General features: G+C 58.6%; 15 protein-coding genes. 12 read left to right on the top strand and 3 right to left on the bottom strand.

Translation table 11 applies throughout. From position 1 onward, the window contains the following. Positions 1-316: glucose PTS transporter subunit EIIB (locus ACJY2L_RS07705; protein ID WP_439351291.1), on the bottom strand; the 316-nt coding region annotated here is incomplete at its 3' end. 690 nt (positions 317-1,006) lie between these two features. Between ACJY2L_RS07705 and ACJY2L_RS07700 the strand changes: the two genes are divergently transcribed. The 12 genes from ACJY2L_RS07700 to arnF all read left to right on the top strand — a co-directional run bounded on the left by ACJY2L_RS07700 (position 1,007) and on the right by arnF (position 14,341). After that, positions 1,007-2,629, top strand: a complete 1,623-nt coding sequence (locus ACJY2L_RS07700) for an ABC transporter substrate-binding protein (RefSeq protein ID WP_439213521.1) — start codon at positions 1,007-1,009, stop codon at positions 2,627-2,629. Between the two features lie 41 nt (positions 2,630-2,670). Then, positions 2,671-3,627, top strand: a complete 957-nt coding sequence (locus tag ACJY2L_RS07695; RefSeq protein WP_067435748.1) for an ABC transporter permease — start codon at positions 2,671-2,673, stop codon at positions 3,625-3,627. 2 nt (positions 3,628-3,629) lie between these two features. Beyond that, positions 3,630-4,574 carry an oligopeptide ABC transporter permease gene (opp4C, locus tag ACJY2L_RS07690; protein ID WP_439213490.1) on the top strand — a complete coding sequence of 315 codons (945 nt, stop codon included), beginning with the start codon at positions 3,630-3,632 and terminating at the stop codon, positions 4,572-4,574. Further along, entirely contained in the window at positions 4,571-5,551 is a 981-nt protein-coding gene (locus ACJY2L_RS07685; protein ID WP_439213489.1) for an ABC transporter ATP-binding protein, read from the top strand. The genes opp4C and ACJY2L_RS07685 overlap by 4 nt, the downstream gene beginning before the upstream one ends. Then, positions 5,548-6,522, top strand: a complete 975-nt coding sequence (locus ACJY2L_RS07680; RefSeq protein WP_439213488.1) for an ABC transporter ATP-binding protein — start codon at positions 5,548-5,550, stop codon at positions 6,520-6,522. Before ACJY2L_RS07685 ends, ACJY2L_RS07680 begins: the two co-directional genes overlap by 4 nt. 472 nt (positions 6,523-6,994) lie before the next feature. Then, the gene (gene arnB, locus ACJY2L_RS07675) at positions 6,995-8,134 is read left to right on the top strand and encodes a UDP-4-amino-4-deoxy-L-arabinose aminotransferase (RefSeq protein WP_439213487.1); all 1,140 of its coding nucleotides are present in this window, start codon (positions 6,995-6,997) and stop codon (positions 8,132-8,134) included. Continuing rightward, positions 8,131-9,111 carry an undecaprenyl-phosphate 4-deoxy-4-formamido-L-arabinose transferase gene (arnC, locus tag ACJY2L_RS07670; RefSeq protein WP_439213486.1) on the top strand — a complete coding sequence of 327 codons (981 nt, stop codon included), beginning with the start codon at positions 8,131-8,133 and terminating at the stop codon, positions 9,109-9,111. Before arnB ends, arnC begins: the two co-directional genes overlap by 4 nt. After that, positions 9,108-11,096 carry a bifunctional UDP-4-amino-4-deoxy-L-arabinose formyltransferase/UDP-glucuronic acid oxidase ArnA gene (arnA, locus tag ACJY2L_RS07665; RefSeq protein WP_439213485.1) on the top strand — a complete coding sequence of 663 codons (1,989 nt, stop codon included), beginning with the start codon at positions 9,108-9,110 and terminating at the stop codon, positions 11,094-11,096. The genes arnC and arnA overlap by 4 nt, the downstream gene beginning before the upstream one ends. After that, positions 11,093-11,995, top strand: coding sequence for a 4-deoxy-4-formamido-L-arabinose-phosphoundecaprenol deformylase (arnD, locus tag ACJY2L_RS07660; RefSeq protein ID WP_439213484.1), 903 nt, complete (start codon positions 11,093-11,095; stop codon positions 11,993-11,995). The genes arnA and arnD overlap by 4 nt, the downstream gene beginning before the upstream one ends. Next, positions 11,992-13,650, top strand: a complete 1,659-nt coding sequence (gene arnT, locus ACJY2L_RS07655; protein WP_439213482.1) for a lipid IV(A) 4-amino-4-deoxy-L-arabinosyltransferase — start codon at positions 11,992-11,994, stop codon at positions 13,648-13,650. The genes arnD and arnT overlap by 4 nt, the downstream gene beginning before the upstream one ends. Next, positions 13,647-13,976 carry a 4-amino-4-deoxy-L-arabinose-phosphoundecaprenol flippase subunit ArnE gene (gene arnE, locus ACJY2L_RS07650; RefSeq protein WP_067435777.1) on the top strand — a complete coding sequence of 110 codons (330 nt, stop codon included), beginning with the start codon at positions 13,647-13,649 and terminating at the stop codon, positions 13,974-13,976. Before arnT ends, arnE begins: the two co-directional genes overlap by 4 nt. Continuing rightward, complete coding sequence (gene arnF / locus ACJY2L_RS07645; RefSeq protein WP_439213480.1) at positions 13,973-14,341, top strand: 4-amino-4-deoxy-L-arabinose-phosphoundecaprenol flippase subunit ArnF; 369 nt, start codon at positions 13,973-13,975, stop codon at positions 14,339-14,341. The genes arnE and arnF overlap by 4 nt, the downstream gene beginning before the upstream one ends. Positions 14,342-14,346: 5 nt before the next feature. Here the strand turns inward: arnF and ACJY2L_RS07640 are convergent, their stop codons facing one another. After that, positions 14,347-15,429, bottom strand: a complete 1,083-nt coding sequence (locus tag ACJY2L_RS07640; protein WP_439213519.1) for an ABC transporter substrate-binding protein — start codon at positions 15,427-15,429, stop codon at positions 14,347-14,349. A gap of 31 nt (positions 15,430-15,460) precedes the next feature. Continuing rightward, positions 15,461-17,569 (bottom strand): TonB-dependent siderophore receptor, encoded by a 2,109-nt coding sequence (locus ACJY2L_RS07635; protein ID WP_439213479.1) that lies wholly within the window; start codon positions 17,567-17,569, stop codon positions 15,461-15,463. Positions 17,570-17,953: the final 384 nt, after the last annotated feature.

The following is a 17,953-nucleotide window of genomic DNA, read 5'->3' as shown; positions in this document are numbered from 1 at the left end:
TTTCGTGCCACTTCATGTTCTGGCGCGCCACCCGCTTGGCGCTCTCTTTGTCGGTTCGGCTTAGCTGGGTGCGTTCCAGCAGCACGTTGTACCAGTCGCCGACGTCGGTGCCGATCACCACCTGAAACTGACCGGCATTGGTAAAGCAGCCCTTAACCATTGGCAGGTTTTCAATATCTTTTGGCCGGGCTTTGGCGGGGTCGTTCAGCACAAAGCGCAGTCGGGTGATACAGTGCGAAACCGTGGCTATATTACTTTTCCCGCCAACCAGATCGATGAGGTTATCGATATCCTGCGGGTTACTTTTTATCGCCATATTGACCTTCCAGAGGATGAATGATGAGAAAAACTGATGGCCTGGGCTGTGCGAACTGACCGTTTTGTATAACTGACAGCGCATCAAGAACATAGCTGCTAACCGTGCAGACCGATATCAGGAACGTTCCATTAATTGAAAACGATCACAAAATAGTCGCCAGGGACGATTTGGCTTATGTTTTGCCAACGGGACGGCAGGTGCGAGGGCTAAAAGGCAGTTGGAAGCAGGCGTTTTCAAAGCAAAAAAGGGAAGGCGGCAGGCGTATTTTGTTTAGCAGCGCAACAGAAAGGGAAAGAAATTTAACGTGCTTCACCAGGCAGCCGATTTTTTCATTATCAGCGTTGGCTATATCTGTGCATTCTCTACGGGCCTTTTCAGATCAATGCCATAGCGAAAGTAGCAAGAGATGATCTTATTCAGCCAAACGATATTGGCACTAAACAAAGCGTTACCTGATTTGACTGCCGACTTAGACGTCATTCAGCAAAGCTTTGCCATTTAATTCCTAAGGACAGATCGCTATAACTCATGCCGTTACGTTGTTAGACAGCCTTAAGCGCGACTCTTATCTTTCGTCATGATTTGTAAACTTCATGGCAACCATTTGATAAGGGAATACGTTTGTCCAGATATGCACAACCCACGCGCATTGCGCAGGCGCTGACACTCGCCGTGTTAACCAGCGTCATGGCCTTTTCCTCGCCGCTCTATGCCGATGAGATTCTGAAGCCGGGCATCACGCCAGCCACTGACATCAGCCAAATCCCGGCGTCCGCGAAGCTGCGTAAAGACACCGTGGTGGCGGGTATCTCTGAACCTCAGGGCATTTTTAATCCCTATTTCTTCGTCAATGGCTGGGATGAGAACGTTACTAACGTCATCTTCTCGCGGCTGATCGACTGGGACAGCCAGGGCAAGCTGGTGCCTGGCCTGGCAGAAAGTTGGTCGGTCAGCGACGATCATAAGGTTTACACCATTAAGCTCAGGCCGAACTTAACCTTCTGCGACGGCTCGCCGTTGACCGCTGAGGATGTCGCGTTCACCCTTACCGTGCTTCACGATCCGAAATATGATGGCGACACGGATATCACGCTGGCCAACATTGCCGGTGGAGCCGATTACAAAGCGGGCAAAGCCGACAGCGTCAGTGGGCTGAAGGTGATTGATCCACTGACCTTGCAGGTGACCACCACGCAGCCAGGTGCCACCACGCTGGCAAAAATTGGCGGACCGGTGCTGTCAAAAGCCTGGTATGGAAAAAATTATCAGCGTGGCAATCTCGACTATCTGCGTACGCTCAACGGCAAGCCGCTGGGCAACGGCCCTTACGTTTACGATAAATATATTCCCGGCCAGGAAATTCGCTTCCACGCCAACACGCGCTTCTATCGCGGCACGCCGCCGGTACCTCGCTTTATTTATCGCGTCACCAATCCATCGACCAACTTCCAGCTATTCCAGACCGGCGAGACCGATTACGACGCCTTTACCTCGCGTCCGGATGATATTGAACAGCTGCGCATGCTCGGTTTTGCCAACATCAACCTGTATGGCTCCAGTGATTACAGCAAAGTGGAATTTAACCTGCATCGCCCGACGTTGCAGGATGCAAAAGTTCGCCAGGCGCTGATCTACGGGCTGGATCGCCAGAAGCTGATTGATGTGGTTTATCAGGGTTACGGCAAGGTGGCGATTGAGCCAATAGCGCCCATCTCCTGGGCATGGAACGCTAACGGCGTGAATCCGTATCAGTACAATCCTGCGCGCGCTAACCAACTGCTTGATGAAGCGGGCTGGAAGAAGGGACCGGACGGCATTCGCGTCAAAGCGGGCAAACGGCTGGAACTGACGCTGCTGGTGAGCAAAAAAGTGTTGAACGATGCACTGATTCCGATCGCCAAAGAGAACTGGCAGCAAATTGGCGTGCTGCTCAAGCCACAGGTGGTGGATTTCAACGCCTTGATGTCGCAACGCAAGGCGGGGAACTACGATCTCGCCTCGTTCAGCACCAGCACGCTGAACGATCCGCATGACGGCGTGTGGGATTTCTACAGCAAGGAAGCCACCGAGTCGGGCTATAACAACCCGCAGGTCGACGCGTTGATTAATCAGGGCAACGCCGAGCTTGATCCGGAAAAGCGCAAGCCGATTTACAACCGGCTGTATCAGGTGCTGGCCGAGGATCCACCGGCGATTTTGCTTGCTTACCGGCAGATTCTCTCCGCCAGCAGCGCCCGCGTCACTGGTTTTAAACCGGATATCTACAACGGCCTGACCGGCAGCCTGCCGAACGTCACCATCGCCAAATAATCGGGTGGCCAGCGCTGGCTGGCCATTGCGCAGAGACGTGCATGAAAAACTTTATTCTCCGACGGCTGCTGCAAACGGTGCCAATGCTGCTGTTTGCCTCGCTGATCATCTTTATGTTGTTTGCCAAAACGCCTGGCGATTTCATTGATGGCAACGTCACGCTTACCGCCGCGCGCGCCGCCGAGCTGAAGGCCATTTACGGCCTCGATCGGCCACTGCTGTGGCGCTACCTGCACTGGCTGGGTCAGCTGCTGCGCGGCGATCTTGGCTTTTCGTTGCAGTATCAGATACCGGTAAGCCAGCTGCTCAATCAGTACATCTGGAATTCATTTCTGCTGGCGAGCATTGCGCTGCTGTTTTACTGGGGCATCGGCCTGACGGCGGGCGTAATCTCCGCGATGCGGCCTGGCTCGCTGTTTGATTATCTGCTCAGCGTGGTGGTCTTCGCTGCGATGTCGTTTCCTACCTTCTTTCTCTGTCTGCTGCTGATCAAATGGTTTGCGGTGGATCTGCACTGGCTGCCGGTGGGCGGCATGACCAACACCGGCAGCGACGAGACCGGCTGGGCCTGGGTTGTGCAGGTTGCTGCGCATCTGGTGCTGCCAGTGCTGGCACTGGTGATGCTGCAAGCGGGCAGCCTGACACGTTATTTTCGCGCCAGCATGCTCGACGTGGTGAAGATGGATTTTATTCGCACCGCGCGGGCAAAAGGGCTGCGCGAGCGTACGGTGATCTTTCGCCATGCGCTGCGCAATGCGCTGTTGCCGGTGATTACGCTGCTCGGCTTTGAGCTGCCAGGGCTGTTTTCTGGCGCCATCATCACGGAAAAAGTCTTTAACTGGCCGGGTGCCGGGCATATTCATCTCGATTCGCTCGCCGCGCGTGATTATCCGGTGCTAATGGGCTTTACGCTGTTTCTCGCGGTATTAACCATTCTGGGCAATCTGCTGGCCGATGTGCTTTACGCGTGGGCCGATCCGCGCATTCGGGTGAAATAATCATGTTAAGTACGCTGTTTTCCACCCGTCGCCTGCGCAAGGCGATTATTCCGACAATGGCCAACGTGACACCGTCACCCTGGCATCTGGCGTGGCGCGCGCTGCGCCATAACCCGCTGGCCATGCTGAGCCTGGCGTTATTAACTATTATGGCTCTCTGGTGCGTTGTCGGGCCTTACTGGTCGCCGTGGCAGAACGACGCCACCGATGCGCTGATGGTGAATAAGGCTCCCGGTGCTGCGCACTGGCTGGGCACCGATTTCCTTGGCCGCGATGTCTATACGCGCCTGCTGCTGGCCGGGCGTATCTCGCTGATGATCGGCCTGATGACCATGCTGCTCTCGGTTGCACTGGGCTATCTGCTGGGTGCGCTGGCCGGCTATCGTGGCGGCATCACCGATAAACTGTTGATGCGGCTGGCCGATCTGGTGATGACCATTCCCAGCCTGCCGCTGCTGATCGTCGCCGGTGCCATGCTCTCCGAGCTCGACTTTTCCGCCGAGTCGCGTGTTTACATGGTGGTGATCATGCTGAGCCTGCTGGAGTGGCCAAAGCTGGCGAGGCTGGTGCGCGGACAAATTCTCTCGTTGCGTGAGCGCGACTTTATGCTGGCAACCCAGGTGCTTGGCCTGTCGTCGCGTCGACGGCTGTTCCGCCATCTGTTGCCAAACACCGTGCCGTTGTTGATTGTGATGGCGACCATGGCGGTCGCTAACGCCATTCTCACCGAATCCGCCCTGAGCTATCTCGGCCTTGGCGTCGTGCCGCCGACGCCTTCATGGGGCAATATGATGGACGCTGCCAACAGCCTGATCGATTTTCAGCGCCGCCCGTGGTTATGGATGCCGCCCGGTATTGCCATCTTTCTTACCGTGATCGCTATCAATGTGCTGGGCGATGGCCTGCGCGATGCCCTTGATCCAAAAATGAAACCGGGGCTGAAATGAGTACACCATTAATTTCGTTCGAAAACTTATCGGTCTCTTTTGCCGGCGAGCAGGGCCGGGTACGCGCGGTGCAGCAGGTGAGTTTTTCCCTGCAACCCGGACAGACGCTGGGCATCGTCGGCGAGTCGGGCTGTGGCAAAAGCGTTACCGCGCTGTCGCTAATGGGATTATTACCGGCTCAGGCGTCGCGCATCGATGGCGGTGCCATCCGGTTTGAGGGGGAAGATCTGCTGCAATTAAAACCGAAGCGCATGGCCGATCTGCGCGGCAACGCGCTGGCGATGATCTTTCAGGAGCCGATGAGCGCGCTGAACCCGGTGTTAACGCTGGGTGAGCAGCTGTGTGAACCGCTGATCCGCCATCGCGGCGTCACGCCGAAGGCGGCCTGGCAGCAGGCGATACAGCTGATTAGTGACGTTGGGCTGGGCCGGGCCGAAAGCCTGATGCGCTGTTATCCGCATCAGCTCTCCGGCGGCATGCTGCAACGCATCATGATCGCCATGGCGATCAGCTGTCAGCCGAAGCTACTGATTGCCGACGAGCCGACCACCGCGCTGGATGTCACAGTACAGGCGCAGATCCTGCAGCTGCTGCGTGAACGTGCGCGGGCACAGCGGATGGCGCTGATGCTGATTACGCACGATCTCGGCGTGATTGCGCAGATGGCGGAGCAGGTGGTGGTGATGTACGCCGGAAGGGTGGTTGAGCAGGGTCCTACCGCCGACGTGCTGCGTCAGCCGTTGCATCCCTATACCCGCGGTCTGATCGCCTCACGGCCGGTGCCCGGCGAGCGCCGTCGCCGCCTGTGGTCAATTCCCGGTCAGGTGCCGGATTTGGCGGCACTGCCCGCCGGGTGTGCTTTTGCCGATCGCTGCGATCGCGTTTCAGCACGTTGCCGGCGTGCCGTGCCACCGCTGATCGGTGAGGTGCGGCGAGCGGCTTGCTTCCACAGTGAGCGCGCGGAGGCGCAGCCATGAACCATGACTATGTGATTGAAGTCGACGGGCTGAAAAAATATTTTCCCATCCGCGACGGCCTGTTTGGTCAGGAAACCGGGCAGCTGCGTGCGGTGGATGACGTCAGCTTTCGTATTCGTCGCGGTTCCATCTTTGGCCTGGTCGGCGAATCGGGCAGCGGAAAAACCACCGTAGGGCGCACGCTGCTCGGGCTGTATGAACAAACCGCAGGCCATATTCTCTGGCAGGGTCAGGATCTGCAGCAGTTAACCGCGCGACAACGCCAGGCGCTGCGGCCAAAAATGCAGCTGGTCTTTCAGGACCCTTACAGCGCGCTGAATCCACGCATTCGCGTCGGCGACGCCATTGGCGAGGCGATGTTGCAGCATAAGTTGTGTAGCCGGGCAGAACTGCGGGACAAGGTGCTGCAGGTGATGACCATTTGCGGTCTGGCCGCGCAGCATTATGATCGCTTTCCGCATGAGTTTTCTGGCGGACAGCGACAGCGCATCGGTATTGCCCGCGCGCTGATCCTGAATCCTGATTTTATCGTCGCCGATGAGCCGATTTCCGCGCTGGACGTGTCGATTCAGGCACAGATTATCAACCTGTTTTCCGATCTGCGTGACGATCACGGCGTCACCTTTCTGTTTATCTCGCACGATCTCGGGGTGGTGGAGCACCTTTGCGATGATGTCGCGGTGATGTATCTCGGTCAGCTGGTGGAAACCGCCAGCCGCGACCGGCTGTTCAGTCAACCGCTGCATCCTTATACCCAGGCGCTGCTGGCGGCGGTGCCGACCCTCCAGCCGCAGCAGAAACCGTCACAGATCGTGCAGGGTGATATTCCCGATCCGGCGAATCCGCCGCCGGGCTGTCGCTTCTCTTCGCGCTGTCCGCTGGCAACAGCGCAGTGCCGCAGTGAGGCACCGCGTTTGCGGCAGGTGGCTGAAGGGCATCAGGTGGCGTGCCATAAGGTTATGTCAGCATGAAATATGTTGGTCACTGTTGCGATAAATAAACACGTGCAGATGGCCTTTATTTCATAATAATGACAGTGCGGTTTATTTTTCTAATCTAAACCGCAGCTCAATAAACCGTAAATACGCATGCTGGAATAACCCTTGCTTTATTTTTTTCACCTGTAAATAAATATGTTCTCCTGCTGCGCAATCTGCCTTTCAATCCGCATCAATCGAGGGTTTTTCTTATATTTCCTGCGTTTTTTTATTACCGCCGCACGCGTTTACTTACATTCCAGGGGTTATTCCCCAAATTAAAAAAATAGCGCGTTTAATGTTCCTTTAAGGTTCGGCTTATATTCTCGCTGAAGTCTTAACCGGCCACCTTTTATCCTTATATTTAGCCGTGCAGAAGCGTTGCGCTGCGGCGTTGTGCTGCCGGTTATTTAACGGTTCAGGCGCCCTTGCCGCACGGCATTTTTCGCATTAAGGAACAGACGTTATGGCTTTTCTTCCTTTTTCTCGTCCTTCACTCGGTGCAGCTGAGCTGGCTGCCGTTGAAGCGGTGTTTCGTTCGGGCTGGATCACCACCGGCCCGCAATGCGCGGCACTGGAACAGGCGTTTTGTCAGTTCACCGGTAATCAGCACGCCATTGCGGTGAGCTCCGCCACCGGCGGCATGCACGTTGCGCTCATGGCGCTGGGATTGCAGCCGGGCGATGAGGTGATCACCCCCTCCATGACCTGGGTTTCCACGCTGAATATCATCACTTTATTGGGCGCTACGCCGGTAATGATTGATGTCGATGACGACACGCTGATGGTCAGCGCTGAGGCGATTGAAGCGGCCATTACGCCCAATACACGCGCGATTATACCGGTACACTTTGCCGGTGCGCCGCTGGATCTCGACGCTATCCGCACGGTGGCCGAACGTCACGCGATCCCGCTGATTGAAGATGCGGCGCACGCCATCGGCACGCACTACAAGGGCAGGCCGGTGGGGCAAACCGGCACCGCTATTTTCTCCTTTCACGCGATTAAAAATATCAGCTGCGCCGAAGGCGGCATGGTAGTGACCGATGATGCCGCCTTCGCTGAACGCATGCGCATGCTGAAATTTCACGGGCTGGGCGTCGACGCTTTTGATCGCTTTACCCACGGTCGACAACCGCAGGCTGAGGTCATTATGCCGGGACTGAAATATAACCTGCCTGATATCAGCGCGGCGATTGCCCGCGTGCAGCTGGAGCGGCTGCCCGCCTTTAACGCGCGTCGCGACGCCATCGCCCAGTGCTATCTCAGCGCACTGCGCGATCTGCCTTTTGCACCGCTGGCGCTGCCCACCTGGCCGCATCAGCACGCCTGGCATCTGTTTATTATTCGCGTTGACGAAGCGGCCTGCGGCATCACCCGCGATGCGCTGATGCAGGCGCTGAAAGATCAGGATATTGGCAGCGGGCTGCATTTTCGCGCCGCGCATACCCATCGCTGGTATCGCGAGCGCTATCCACAGCTCTCGCTGCCCGCCACCGAGTGGAACAGCGAACGCATCTGCTCGCTGCCGCTGTTTCCCGACATGACCGACAGCGACGTCGAGCGCGTAATTACCGCACTGCGCATGCTCGGGGCCAGAGGATGACGGAGATGCTCATACAAAAAATCTCGGTGGTCATCCCGGTGTTTAACGAGCAGGAGAGCCTGCCGGAGTTGCTGCGGCGCACCGATGCCGCCTGCCAGCGCTGCGAACTCGATTACGAAATCGTGCTGGTGGATGACGGCAGTCAGGATAACTCCGGTGAGATGATCGCTGCGGCGGCGAAACAGCCGGGTAGCCACGTTGTCGCTATTCTGCTTAACCGCAACTACGGCCAGCACTCTGCCATTATGGCGGGCTTCAGCCACGTCAGTGGCGATCTGATCGTCACGCTGGATGCCGATCTGCAAAATCCCCCGGAGGAGATTCCGCAGCTGGTGGCCGCCGCGCAGCAGGGCTACGACGTGGTGGGAACGGTGCGGCAAAACCGCCAGGACAGCTGGTTTCGTCGCCGCGCCTCACGCACCATCAACCTGCTGATTCAGCGCGTAACCGGCAAGGCGATGGGCGATTACGGCTGTATGCTGCGCGCCTATCGTCGGCACATTATCGACGCCATGCTCAATTGCCACGAACGCAGCACCTTTATTCCGGTGCTGGCCAACACCTTTGCCCGCCGCACCATTGAGTTGCCGGTCACCCACGCCGAACGGGAGTTTGGCGAGTCGAAGTACAGCTTTATGCGACTGATCAACCTGATGTACGACCTGATCACCTGCCTGACCACCACGCCGCTGCGCATGCTAAGCGTGCTCGGCAGCCTGATCGCGCTGACCGGCTTTGCCTTCTCAATCACGCTGATACTGCTGCGGCTGTTCTTCGGATCCGCCTGGGCCGGTGACGGCATTTTTATGCTGTTTGCCGTGCTGTTTATCTTTATCGGCGCGCAGTTTATCGGCATGGGCTTACTCGGCGAATACATCGGCCGCATCTACAACGACGTGCGCGCCCGGCCTCGTTATTTCATCCAGCGCGTCATCTATCCCCAATCCGGCGCATCCGCACAGGACTCTGACTCATGAAAACCATCGTCTTCGCCTATCACGACATGGGCTGTACCGGCATCACTGCGCTGCTGCGCGCGGGTTACTCTATCGCTGCCATTTTTACTCACGCCGATGCCACCAGCGAAAATCATTTCTTTGGCTCGGTCGCCCGGCTGGCAGCGGAAAACGGCATTCCGGTTTACGCCCCGGATAACGTTAATCATCCGCTGTGGATCGATCGTATCCGGACGATGGCACCTGACATGCTGTTTTCCTTTTATTACCGACACCTGCTGGGCGAGGAGATCCTCGCCTGCGCCGCGCAGGGGGCATTTAACCTGCACGGTTCGCTGCTGCCCCAGTATCGTGGCCGTGCGCCGCTGAACTGGGTGCTGGTTAACGGCGAAACACAAACCGGCGTCACGCTGCATCGTATGGTGAAACGCGCCGATGCTGGCGACATTATTGCGCAGGCGACGCAAGAGATTGATGCCGAGGATACGGCGCTGACGTTGCATCATAAGCTGGTGCGCTGTGCGGATAATCTGCTCAATGACGCGCTGCCCGTGATGCTACAGGGGAAAATAGCGGGCAGGCCGCAGCGGGAAGAGCAGGCAACGGTGATGCGTGCCCGCACGCCGGACGATGGTCGTTTGATCTGGTCGCAGACGGCAACGCAGCTGCACAACCTGGTGCGGGCGGTGACCGATCCCTGGCCCGGCGCCCTGGCCTGGGCGGGCACCACCAAATTCACCGTCTGGAAAAGCCGGGTCGTGGCCGTGGCCGGTGACGCAGCGGGCAAGCCGGGCACGGTGATCTCGACGTCGCCCTTTGTGATCGCCTGCGGTGAAGGCGCGCTGGAGATCGTTACCGGCCAGGCAGATAACGGCGTTTACATGAACGGCAGCCAGCTGGCGCAAAGCCTTGGCGTGGTGCCGGGCGCGCTGCTCGGCTCACAGCCGGTGGCCACGGCGAAACGCCGCACGCGCGTGCTGATCCTCGGCGTCAACGGCTTTATCGGCAATCACCTGACCGAACGGCTACTACAGGATGATAATTTTGAGGTGTTTGGGCTGGATATCAGCGCCGACGCCATCAGCCGTTTTATCGGCCATCCACGCTTTCAGTTTGTGGAAGGCGACATCAGCATCCATTCAGAGTGGATCGAATATCACATCAAGAAATGCGACGTTATTCTGCCGCTGGTGGCGATCGCTACGCCGATTGAGTACACACGCAATCCACTGCGGGTATTTGAGCTCGACTTCGAAGAGAACCTGAAAATCATTCGCGACTGCGTGAAGTACGACAAGCGCATCATTTTTCCGTCGACTTCGGAAGTCTACGGCATGTGCGATGACGACAGCTTTGATGAGGATCATTCACGGCTGGTGGTCGGGCCGATCAACAAGCAGCGCTGGATCTATTCGGTGTCCAAGCAGCTGCTGGATCGGGTGATCTGGGCCTACGGCGATAAGCAGGGGCTGCGTTTTACGCTGTTCCGCCCATTCAACTGGATGGGGCCGCGGCTCGATAACCTCAATGCCGCCCGCATCGGCAGCTCACGCGCCATTACCCAGCTGATCCTCAATCTGGTTGAAGGCTCGCCGATCAAACTGATCGACGGCGGCAGCCAGAAGCGCTGCTTCACCGATATCAGCGACGGCGTTGAGGCGCTGTTCCGCATTATTGAGAACCGCGCAGGAAACTGTGACGGGCAGATTATCAACATTGGCAATCCGCATAACGAGGCGAGTATCAGAGATCTGGCTGAACAGCTGCTGGCGAGCTTTGAGCGCCATCCGCTGCGCGCGCAGTTTCCGCCGTTTGCCGGCTTCCGCGAGGTGGAAAGCAGCAGCTACTACGGTAAAGGCTATCAGGACGTGGAGCACCGCAAACCCTCGATCCGCAACGCCCGCCGCCTGCTGGAATGGACGCCGCAGGTGGCGATGGAAACCACCATCGACAACACACTCGATTTCTTTCTGCGCACCGTCGAGGTGCAGGGCGACGTCTCATGAAAAAAATTGGCCTGCGCATTGATGTGGATACCTGGCGCGGCACGCAACGGGGCGTGCCAGCGCTGTTCGATCTGTTCAACAAGCACGATATTCAGGCAACCTTCTTTTTTACCGTGGGGCCGGACAATATGGGGCGGCATCTCTGGCGGCTGCTGAAACCGGCGTTTTTATGGAAGATGCTGCGATCGCGCGCCGCCACGCTTTACGGCTGGGACATCGTGCTGGCGGGTACCGCGTGGCCGGGCCGGGTGATTGGCGAGGGTCTGGCGTCGGTGATCAACGCCACCACCGATCATCATGAGGTCGGGTTACACGCCTGGGATCATTTTGCCTGGCAAACCTGGGCGGGCGTCTGGCCGAAAGAGCGGCTTCGTCAGGAGATCCAGCGCGGCCTGACGCGGCTGGAAAACATTACCGGCAGCACCATCTGCTGTTCAGCGGCGGCGGGCTGGCGCGCCGACGGCCGTGTGGTGCAGGCCAAAGAGCATTTTGCCTTTCGCTATAACAGCGACTGCCGCGGCACTGCGCCATTTCGCCCATTGCTCACCAATGGCCAGCCGGGCACGGTGCAAATTCCGGTGACGTTGCCCACCTGGGATGAGGTGGTCGGCACGCAAACCAGCATTGCCGGTTACAACGATTATATTCTCAGCCGTATGCAGGCCGATTCCGGCACACCGGTATACACCATTCATGCTGAGGTGGAAGGCATTAGCCAACTGGCCGCCTTTGATCATCTGCTGACGCGCTGTAAAGCGCAGGGCATCGAATTTTGCCCGCTGGGCGCGCTGCTACCCGCCGACATTAACCGGCTGCCGCTGGGGAAAGTGGTGCGTGGGCAGATCGCCGGGCGGGAAGGGTGGCTCGGCTGCGAAACACGGACTGGGGTTGAGCCATGAATCATCGTCGTAGTGGCCTGTTACTGCTGGCCTTGATCGCGCTCTATTACCTGCTGCCGCTAGAGTTCAGGCCGCTGTGGCAGCCCGACGAGATGCGCTATGCCGAAATCAGCCGCGAGATGCTGCACAACGGCAACTGGATCACGCCGCATTTTCTCGGCCTGCGCTACTTTGAAAAACCGGCGGCGGGCTACTGGATCAATAACCTCGGCCAGTGGCTGTTTGGTCATAATAATTTCGCCGTGCGCATTGGCGCGGTCGCTTCCACCCTCACCAGCGCGCTGCTGCTTTACTGGCTCGGCTGCCGCCTGTTTGCCAGCCGTCGCATCGCGCTCACCGGCAGCCTGATTTTTCTGACCTCGCTGCTGGTGTATGGCGTCAGCACCTATGCGGTGCTGGATCCGATGCTCACGCTCTGGCTGGTTGCTGCCATGACGCTGTTCTGGTGGGCAAGTCACGCCGGGAGCCGCGCGCAACGCCTTGGCGGCTGGTTGCTGTTTGGCCTGGCCTGCGGCATGGGCTTTATGACCAAAGGCTTTCTGGCGCTGGTGCTGCCGGTGCTGGCGATTGTGCCCTGGGCAGCGTGGCAGCGGCGGCTGAATGAATTACTACGCTACGGCCCGCTGGCGCTGCTCAGTGCGGCACTGATTTCTGCCCCTTGGGCGCTGGCAATTTATCACCAGCAGCCCGATTTCTGGCACTACTTTTTCTGGGTTGAACACATACAGCGCTTCGCCGACCAGGATGCGCAGCACAAGGCGCCGTTCTGGTACTACCTGCCGATGTTGATCGCGGGCACGCTGCCGTGGCTGGCGCTGCTGCCGGGTGCGCTGTTCACGGCGTGGCGTCAGCGTACCGCCGCGCCGGGCATGCTCTATCTGCTCTGCTGGACGCTACTGCCGCTGCTGTTTTTCAGCATCGCCAAAGGCAAGTTACTCACCTATATTTTGCCCTGTTTTGCGCCGCTGGCCCTGCTTATTGCCGCGCACGGACATGCGCTGGCGGCCCGCGCGTCGCGCACGCTGCGCGTTAACGCGGTGATTAATGTGCTGTTCGGCAGCGGCGCGGCGCTGCTGATCATTCTGGTGCTGGCACCCTGGGGCATTGGTAAACATCCGCTGTATGCCGCCGACGAACTGCTGCCGCTGAGCCTGGCGCTGATCGCCTTCGCCGGTTGGGCGCTGGCTGGTGCGCTCAGCCTGGGATCGGCGGCGCGCCGCTGGCAATGGGCCGCGCTCTGTCCGCTGGCGCTGGCGCTGTGTATCGGCGGGGCGATTCCGCGCAGCGTGGAAAGCAGCCGTCAGCCGCAGGGCTTTATCCACAGCGTCAGTGACAAACTCACCGGCAGCCGCTATCTGCTCAGCGACAATCCCGGTATTGCCTCGGCGCTAGCCTGGACGCTACGGCGCAGCGATATTTTGTTATATGACCAGCAGGGCGAGCTGCGTTATGGCCTGAGCTATGCCGATGCGCAGGACCGTTTTGTCAGCGGCGATCGTTTCAGCGCCTGGCTGGCGGCGCACCGTCAGCAGGGCACCGTTTCGCTGGTGCTGCTGCTGGATCGCGACGAGCCGCTGCCTGCGGATCTGCCGCGCGCGGATGTGGTCTGCCGCAGCGATCGCCTGTTGCTGCTGCAATATAAGCCGACGCCATGAACAGCAATCTTCTGCTGGTACTGCTTACCAGCCTGTTGAGCTGTGGCGGCCAGCTGTGTCAGAAACAGGCGGCGCGCCAGCGCACTCGCTATGGCGTCATCGGCTGGCTGCTAAGCGGCCTGCTGCTACTGGCCGCGGGCATGCTGATCTGGCTGCGTGTGCTGCAACGTTTGCCGGTCAGCCTGGCTTATCCGATGCTGAGCCTCAACTTTATGCTGGTGGCGCTGGCGGCCCGGCTAATCTGGCGTGAAAAGCTGTCGCGCCAGCAGTGGCTGGGCACGCTGCTGATTGTAGTGGGCGTGGCATTAATGGGGCGATACGCATGAAGGGACGCGGACTGGCGCTAGCCAGCATGCTGTTGGTTACTGCTGCCCAACTGATGCTGCGCTGGTCAGTGGTGCAGTTGCCGCTGACCAGCGCCGAATGGCGAACCTTACCGCTGTTGCCGTTAAGTGTACTGGCAGGCGGTCTGTTCGCTTACGGGCTGTCGATGCTTTGTTGGACCGCGGCGCTGCGTCATCTGGCACTGAATCGCGCCTATCCGTTGTTGAGCATCAGTTATCTGCTGGTGTGGGCGCTGGCGCTGTGGTTGCCGGGCTTTCACGAGCCTTTTCACGCCGGAGCCGTGCCCGGCGTGTTGCTGACGCTTGTCGGCCTGCTGCTGCTCTGGCAGCGCGGCGAACCACGGTGACAACGTCACTTAGTCGGCGCTATAAACCAGGTGCCAGAATAGGGGATTGGCAGATAATCGCTGAAGATCTGCTGGAGGGTCTGTTGCGGGTCGACATCCTGAAACAGATCGGGATAGAGCGTTTTGGCGAAGAACTCAGTGGCGGCGACGTGCCACGGGCTGAGATAAAAGTTATGCCACAGCGCCGCGGCCTGATGGTTCTGCACCGCACGCAGCGCTTTCAGGCCATTTTGCTGCCCAATCAATGTATCCAGGCTGGCGCGAGCCTGCTCAGCGGAGACCGCCGGACCCAGGCGGAGTGCGCCTTCAGCCTCGGGGCCGCCGGTGCCGGTGGCAAAATAGAGATCCGGCTGCGCGGTAATTACCGCTTCCTCGTTAAGACGACCAAACACGCCAGACACCGCGCCTGCGGCAATATTGTCGCCACCCGCAAACTGCAACAGCTCGCCAAGGCTGCCGTTAACCGCCGTCACGCAACATTCGTTGCGCCGTCCCAGATGCAGATGTAACAGCACGCGCGGCTTGCGTCCGTGATAATCGGCCAGCCGCTGCTGAATACGCTGCATGTGTTGGTGATAAAAGGCGTTAAATCGGGCGGCGCGTGCGGGTTGACCAAGCACTTCGCCAAACAGCGCCACGCTCGCTTCGGTATTTTTCAGCATGTGCACCCGCAGATCCACGGTGATCACTGGAATATGTGCCGCCTTGAGCATGATCAACAGCTGCTGACCGGCATCACCTTTGCGCGCCTGCTGCGGCAGGATCACCAGATCGGGCTTCAGCGCCAGCACCCGCTCCGGATTCATATCGTTCATGCCGTCGAGGCCCAGCGCGGGAATCTGTAACATCTCCGGAAAACGCTGCGCAAAGCTGTCCCAGGTCTGCCGATCGTACTTTTTCAGATCCTGCGGCCAGCCAACAATGCGCTGAAACGGATTGCCAGGCTCCAGCATCGCCAGCGTATAAAGCATGCGGCTCTCCCCCAGCACGATGCGCTGCGGATGATCGGGCACCTCAACGCGCTGACCATCAATATCGGTGACCGTGCGCGCCAGCACCGGCGGGCTGATCAACAGCAGACCCAGCAGGGCCGCCGTGAAGGTGCGCCACAGGGCGCGCTTAGAATTCAACACGGGCTTGTACCATCAGGTTGCGGGTTTCGCCCTCACGCACGCGCAGATTGCCGCCGCTGGAGGTGTAATAGTGCTTGTCGAACAGGTTATTAACGTTCAAACGCAGCTGGGTTTTTTCGCCAAACAGGCGGTTGTTCCAGGCGATAAAGGCGTCGGCCACCGCATAATCGGGCAGGGTAAAGCTGTTATCGGGATCGCCCGCGCGCGCACCGATGTAGCGTGCGCCGCCGCCCACGCGCCAGTCACCGGGCACGCTACGGATAGTGAGGTTATGGCTCAGGTAAAGCGCGCCCGAATGGGTCGGCGCATTTTGCAGACGATTGCCGTTGTTGGCGGCATTCACGCCGTCGTCAACGATCTCCGCCTTGTCATAACTGTAGCTGGCGCTGAGATCCCAGTCCGGCAGGATTTCGCCGTTCAGCTCAAACTCTGCGCCGGTGGAGCGCGCCTTATCGATGGCGCGGGTGGTGCCGTTGATGCTCAGCGACATATCCTTTTCATCGATGCGATAGAGCGCAACCGAGGCGAACAGCTGTGGCGAGAGTTGCCACTTGCTGCCCACTTCCCAGGTGGTGCCCTGTTCGGGCTTACCGACGTTGCCATCATCATCCACGTCGGTGGAGGGCGTAAACGAACGGCTGACGCTGCCGTATAGTGAAACGTCCGGCGTAAGCTTGTAGATCAAACCCGCCTGCGGCAGGAACTGATTGCCTTCGTCATCCAGCGTCCGCACCACCGGATCAAAGCCACGCGAGGCGCGCTGCTCATAGTGCTGATATCGGCCGCCCAGCACCGCTATCCACGCTGGCGTCAGGGTGATGCTGTCTTTAGCGTAGAGTGAACGGCTGTGAATGCGATTAAGATTGTTAGCGTTGGCGCGGTTTTCGCTGCTGTCGTCCACGATCGGTGAGCTGATCGTGTATTCAGGATCGAACAGGTTGAAGTTGCTGGTCGCCTTGCCCTGATACTGATGCGCCCGATAGGTTTGATTCATCTCATAATCGGTGCCGAACACCAGATCGTGTTTGATGCCCAGCAGCTCCGGGCTGCCGATCAGCTCCCAGGAGACGTAACGGGTTTTGTGGTTAAAGCCGCGATTGGCATCGGCGCGCCGCGTGACCTTGCCGCTGCTGGTGTTCACCGCAGTGACGCGCACTTCGTTGTTATCGTAGCGGCGCTGGTTCCAGCCGAGGCTGACGCGCGTGCTCCAGCTGTCGTTGAACTGCCAGTCATAATGCGCATTCAGCGATTTGTTATGGCCCCAGGCGTGATTGGCGGTGTCGTCGAGCCGATCCTTGTAGCCAATATCCACCGGCTTGCCGTTGATAAACGCCGTACCGCGATCGTAAGGAATGTCGTAGCGATAATCTTCGTAACTGACTAAAAAGCTCGCCTGCTCACCAAACCACTGCAACGATGGCGCGATCAGCGTGTGCTCATCGCTGCCGAAATTGCGCCAGTAATCCTGATTTTGCTTCTCCGCCACCAGTCGCACGGCGAAACCGTTGCCCAGCGGCCCGGTCCCCGCGCCTCCGCCTTCGCTGGCGTAACGGCCGCTGACCGCACTGTGCCATTCGTACTGCGGTTTTTTGCTCACCACGTTGATGACGCCGCCGGGATTCTGAATGCCGTAGAGCAATGATGCCGATCCCTTCAGCACCTCGACCCGCTCGGTGGCGGCGTTAAGATTCAGCCCCTGGCTGCTGCGAATGCCGTCGCGATAGATCGAGCCATCGGCATTGGCTCCGAAGCCGCGGCGCACGAAACCATCTTCGGTTCCGCCCAGCGTGTTCGCCTCCGAAACGCCGCTGACGAAGCGCATCGCATCTCTGAGACGGGTAGCCTGATAATCATCCAGCTGCTGCTGCGTCACCACGCTGACCGAATTGGCCTCATCAACGCGGCGAGTTGGCGTCTTGCCCGCCACCGACGCGGTGGATGCGCCGTAGCTTTCTTCAGCGCGCGGCGCGGCGGATACCACCAGCGTATCGGCTCTATCCGCCGCCGCGCCGTTGCCGGAGATGCCCAGCGTCGCGCCACACAACGAAAGTAACAGCGTGCGCTGTTTTGCAGCAGAGAGTGAAGGTTTGTTCATGATGTTTACTGACCCTGAATGTCGCCAATGGCGTAACGCCGGAGAGCAAAGCAATAATCGCGGATGCCTGTGCGGCACCCGTCATGTAATTGAGAATCATTCAAACATTAAAGGATGTAGCAGTACATCTTTATTTCGGCCTGTTTACTACAGAATGACGCTGCGCTGAACTGGCGGTGAATCTCAAAGATTTGTTTCTTTATTCCTGTTAAATAACGTTTTTTTAATTAGTCTCTGCTGATACCTGATTTCATTAAGGGTAATAAGCACTTCGCGCAAAAGCCGCAGTGCGTTCAGTCACTACAGAAACGGCGCGTCAAACACCGCTTGCAATGGACGATTGCAATTATTAGCTTACCGGACGCAACAGGCGCAGGCGCCTGC

The organism is Duffyella sp. Ts4, assembly GCF_051851875.1.
Taxonomy (GTDB): Bacteria; Pseudomonadota; Gammaproteobacteria; order Enterobacterales; family Enterobacteriaceae; genus Duffyella; species Duffyella gerundensis.
Note: the sequence above shows the minus strand (reverse complement) of the source record. Positions and strands in the feature narration are given on the sequence as shown.

Bases quoted from the DNA above. Each gene is read 5' to 3' on its own strand.
- ACJY2L_RS07700 (WP_439213521.1), top strand. From the start codon at position 1,007: ATGGCCTTTTCCTCGCCGCTCTATGCCGATGAGATTCTGAAGCCGGGC.
- ACJY2L_RS07695 (WP_067435748.1), top strand. From the start codon at position 2,671: ATGAAAAACTTTATTCTCCGACGGCTGCTGCAAACGGTGCCAATGCTG.
- opp4C (WP_439213490.1), top strand. From the start codon at position 3,630: ATGTTAAGTACGCTGTTTTCCACCCGTCGCCTGCGCAAGGCGATTATT.
- ACJY2L_RS07685 (WP_439213489.1), top strand. From the start codon at position 4,571: ATGAGTACACCATTAATTTCGTTCGAAAACTTATCGGTCTCTTTTGCC.
- ACJY2L_RS07680 (WP_439213488.1), top strand. From the start codon at position 5,548: ATGAACCATGACTATGTGATTGAAGTCGACGGGCTGAAAAAATATTTT.
- arnB (WP_439213487.1), top strand. From the start codon at position 6,995: ATGGCTTTTCTTCCTTTTTCTCGTCCTTCACTCGGTGCAGCTGAGCTG.
- arnC (WP_439213486.1), top strand. From the start codon at position 8,131: ATGACGGAGATGCTCATACAAAAAATCTCGGTGGTCATCCCGGTGTTT.
- arnA (WP_439213485.1), top strand. From the start codon at position 9,108: ATGAAAACCATCGTCTTCGCCTATCACGACATGGGCTGTACCGGCATC.
- arnD (WP_439213484.1), top strand. From the start codon at position 11,093: ATGAAAAAAATTGGCCTGCGCATTGATGTGGATACCTGGCGCGGCACG.
- arnT (WP_439213482.1), top strand. From the start codon at position 11,992: ATGAATCATCGTCGTAGTGGCCTGTTACTGCTGGCCTTGATCGCGCTC.
- arnE (WP_067435777.1), top strand. From the start codon at position 13,647: ATGAACAGCAATCTTCTGCTGGTACTGCTTACCAGCCTGTTGAGCTGT.
- arnF (WP_439213480.1), top strand. From the start codon at position 13,973: ATGAAGGGACGCGGACTGGCGCTAGCCAGCATGCTGTTGGTTACTGCT.
- ACJY2L_RS07635 (WP_439213479.1), bottom strand. From the start codon at position 17,569: ATGAACAAACCTTCACTCTCTGCTGCAAAACAGCGCACGCTGTTACTT.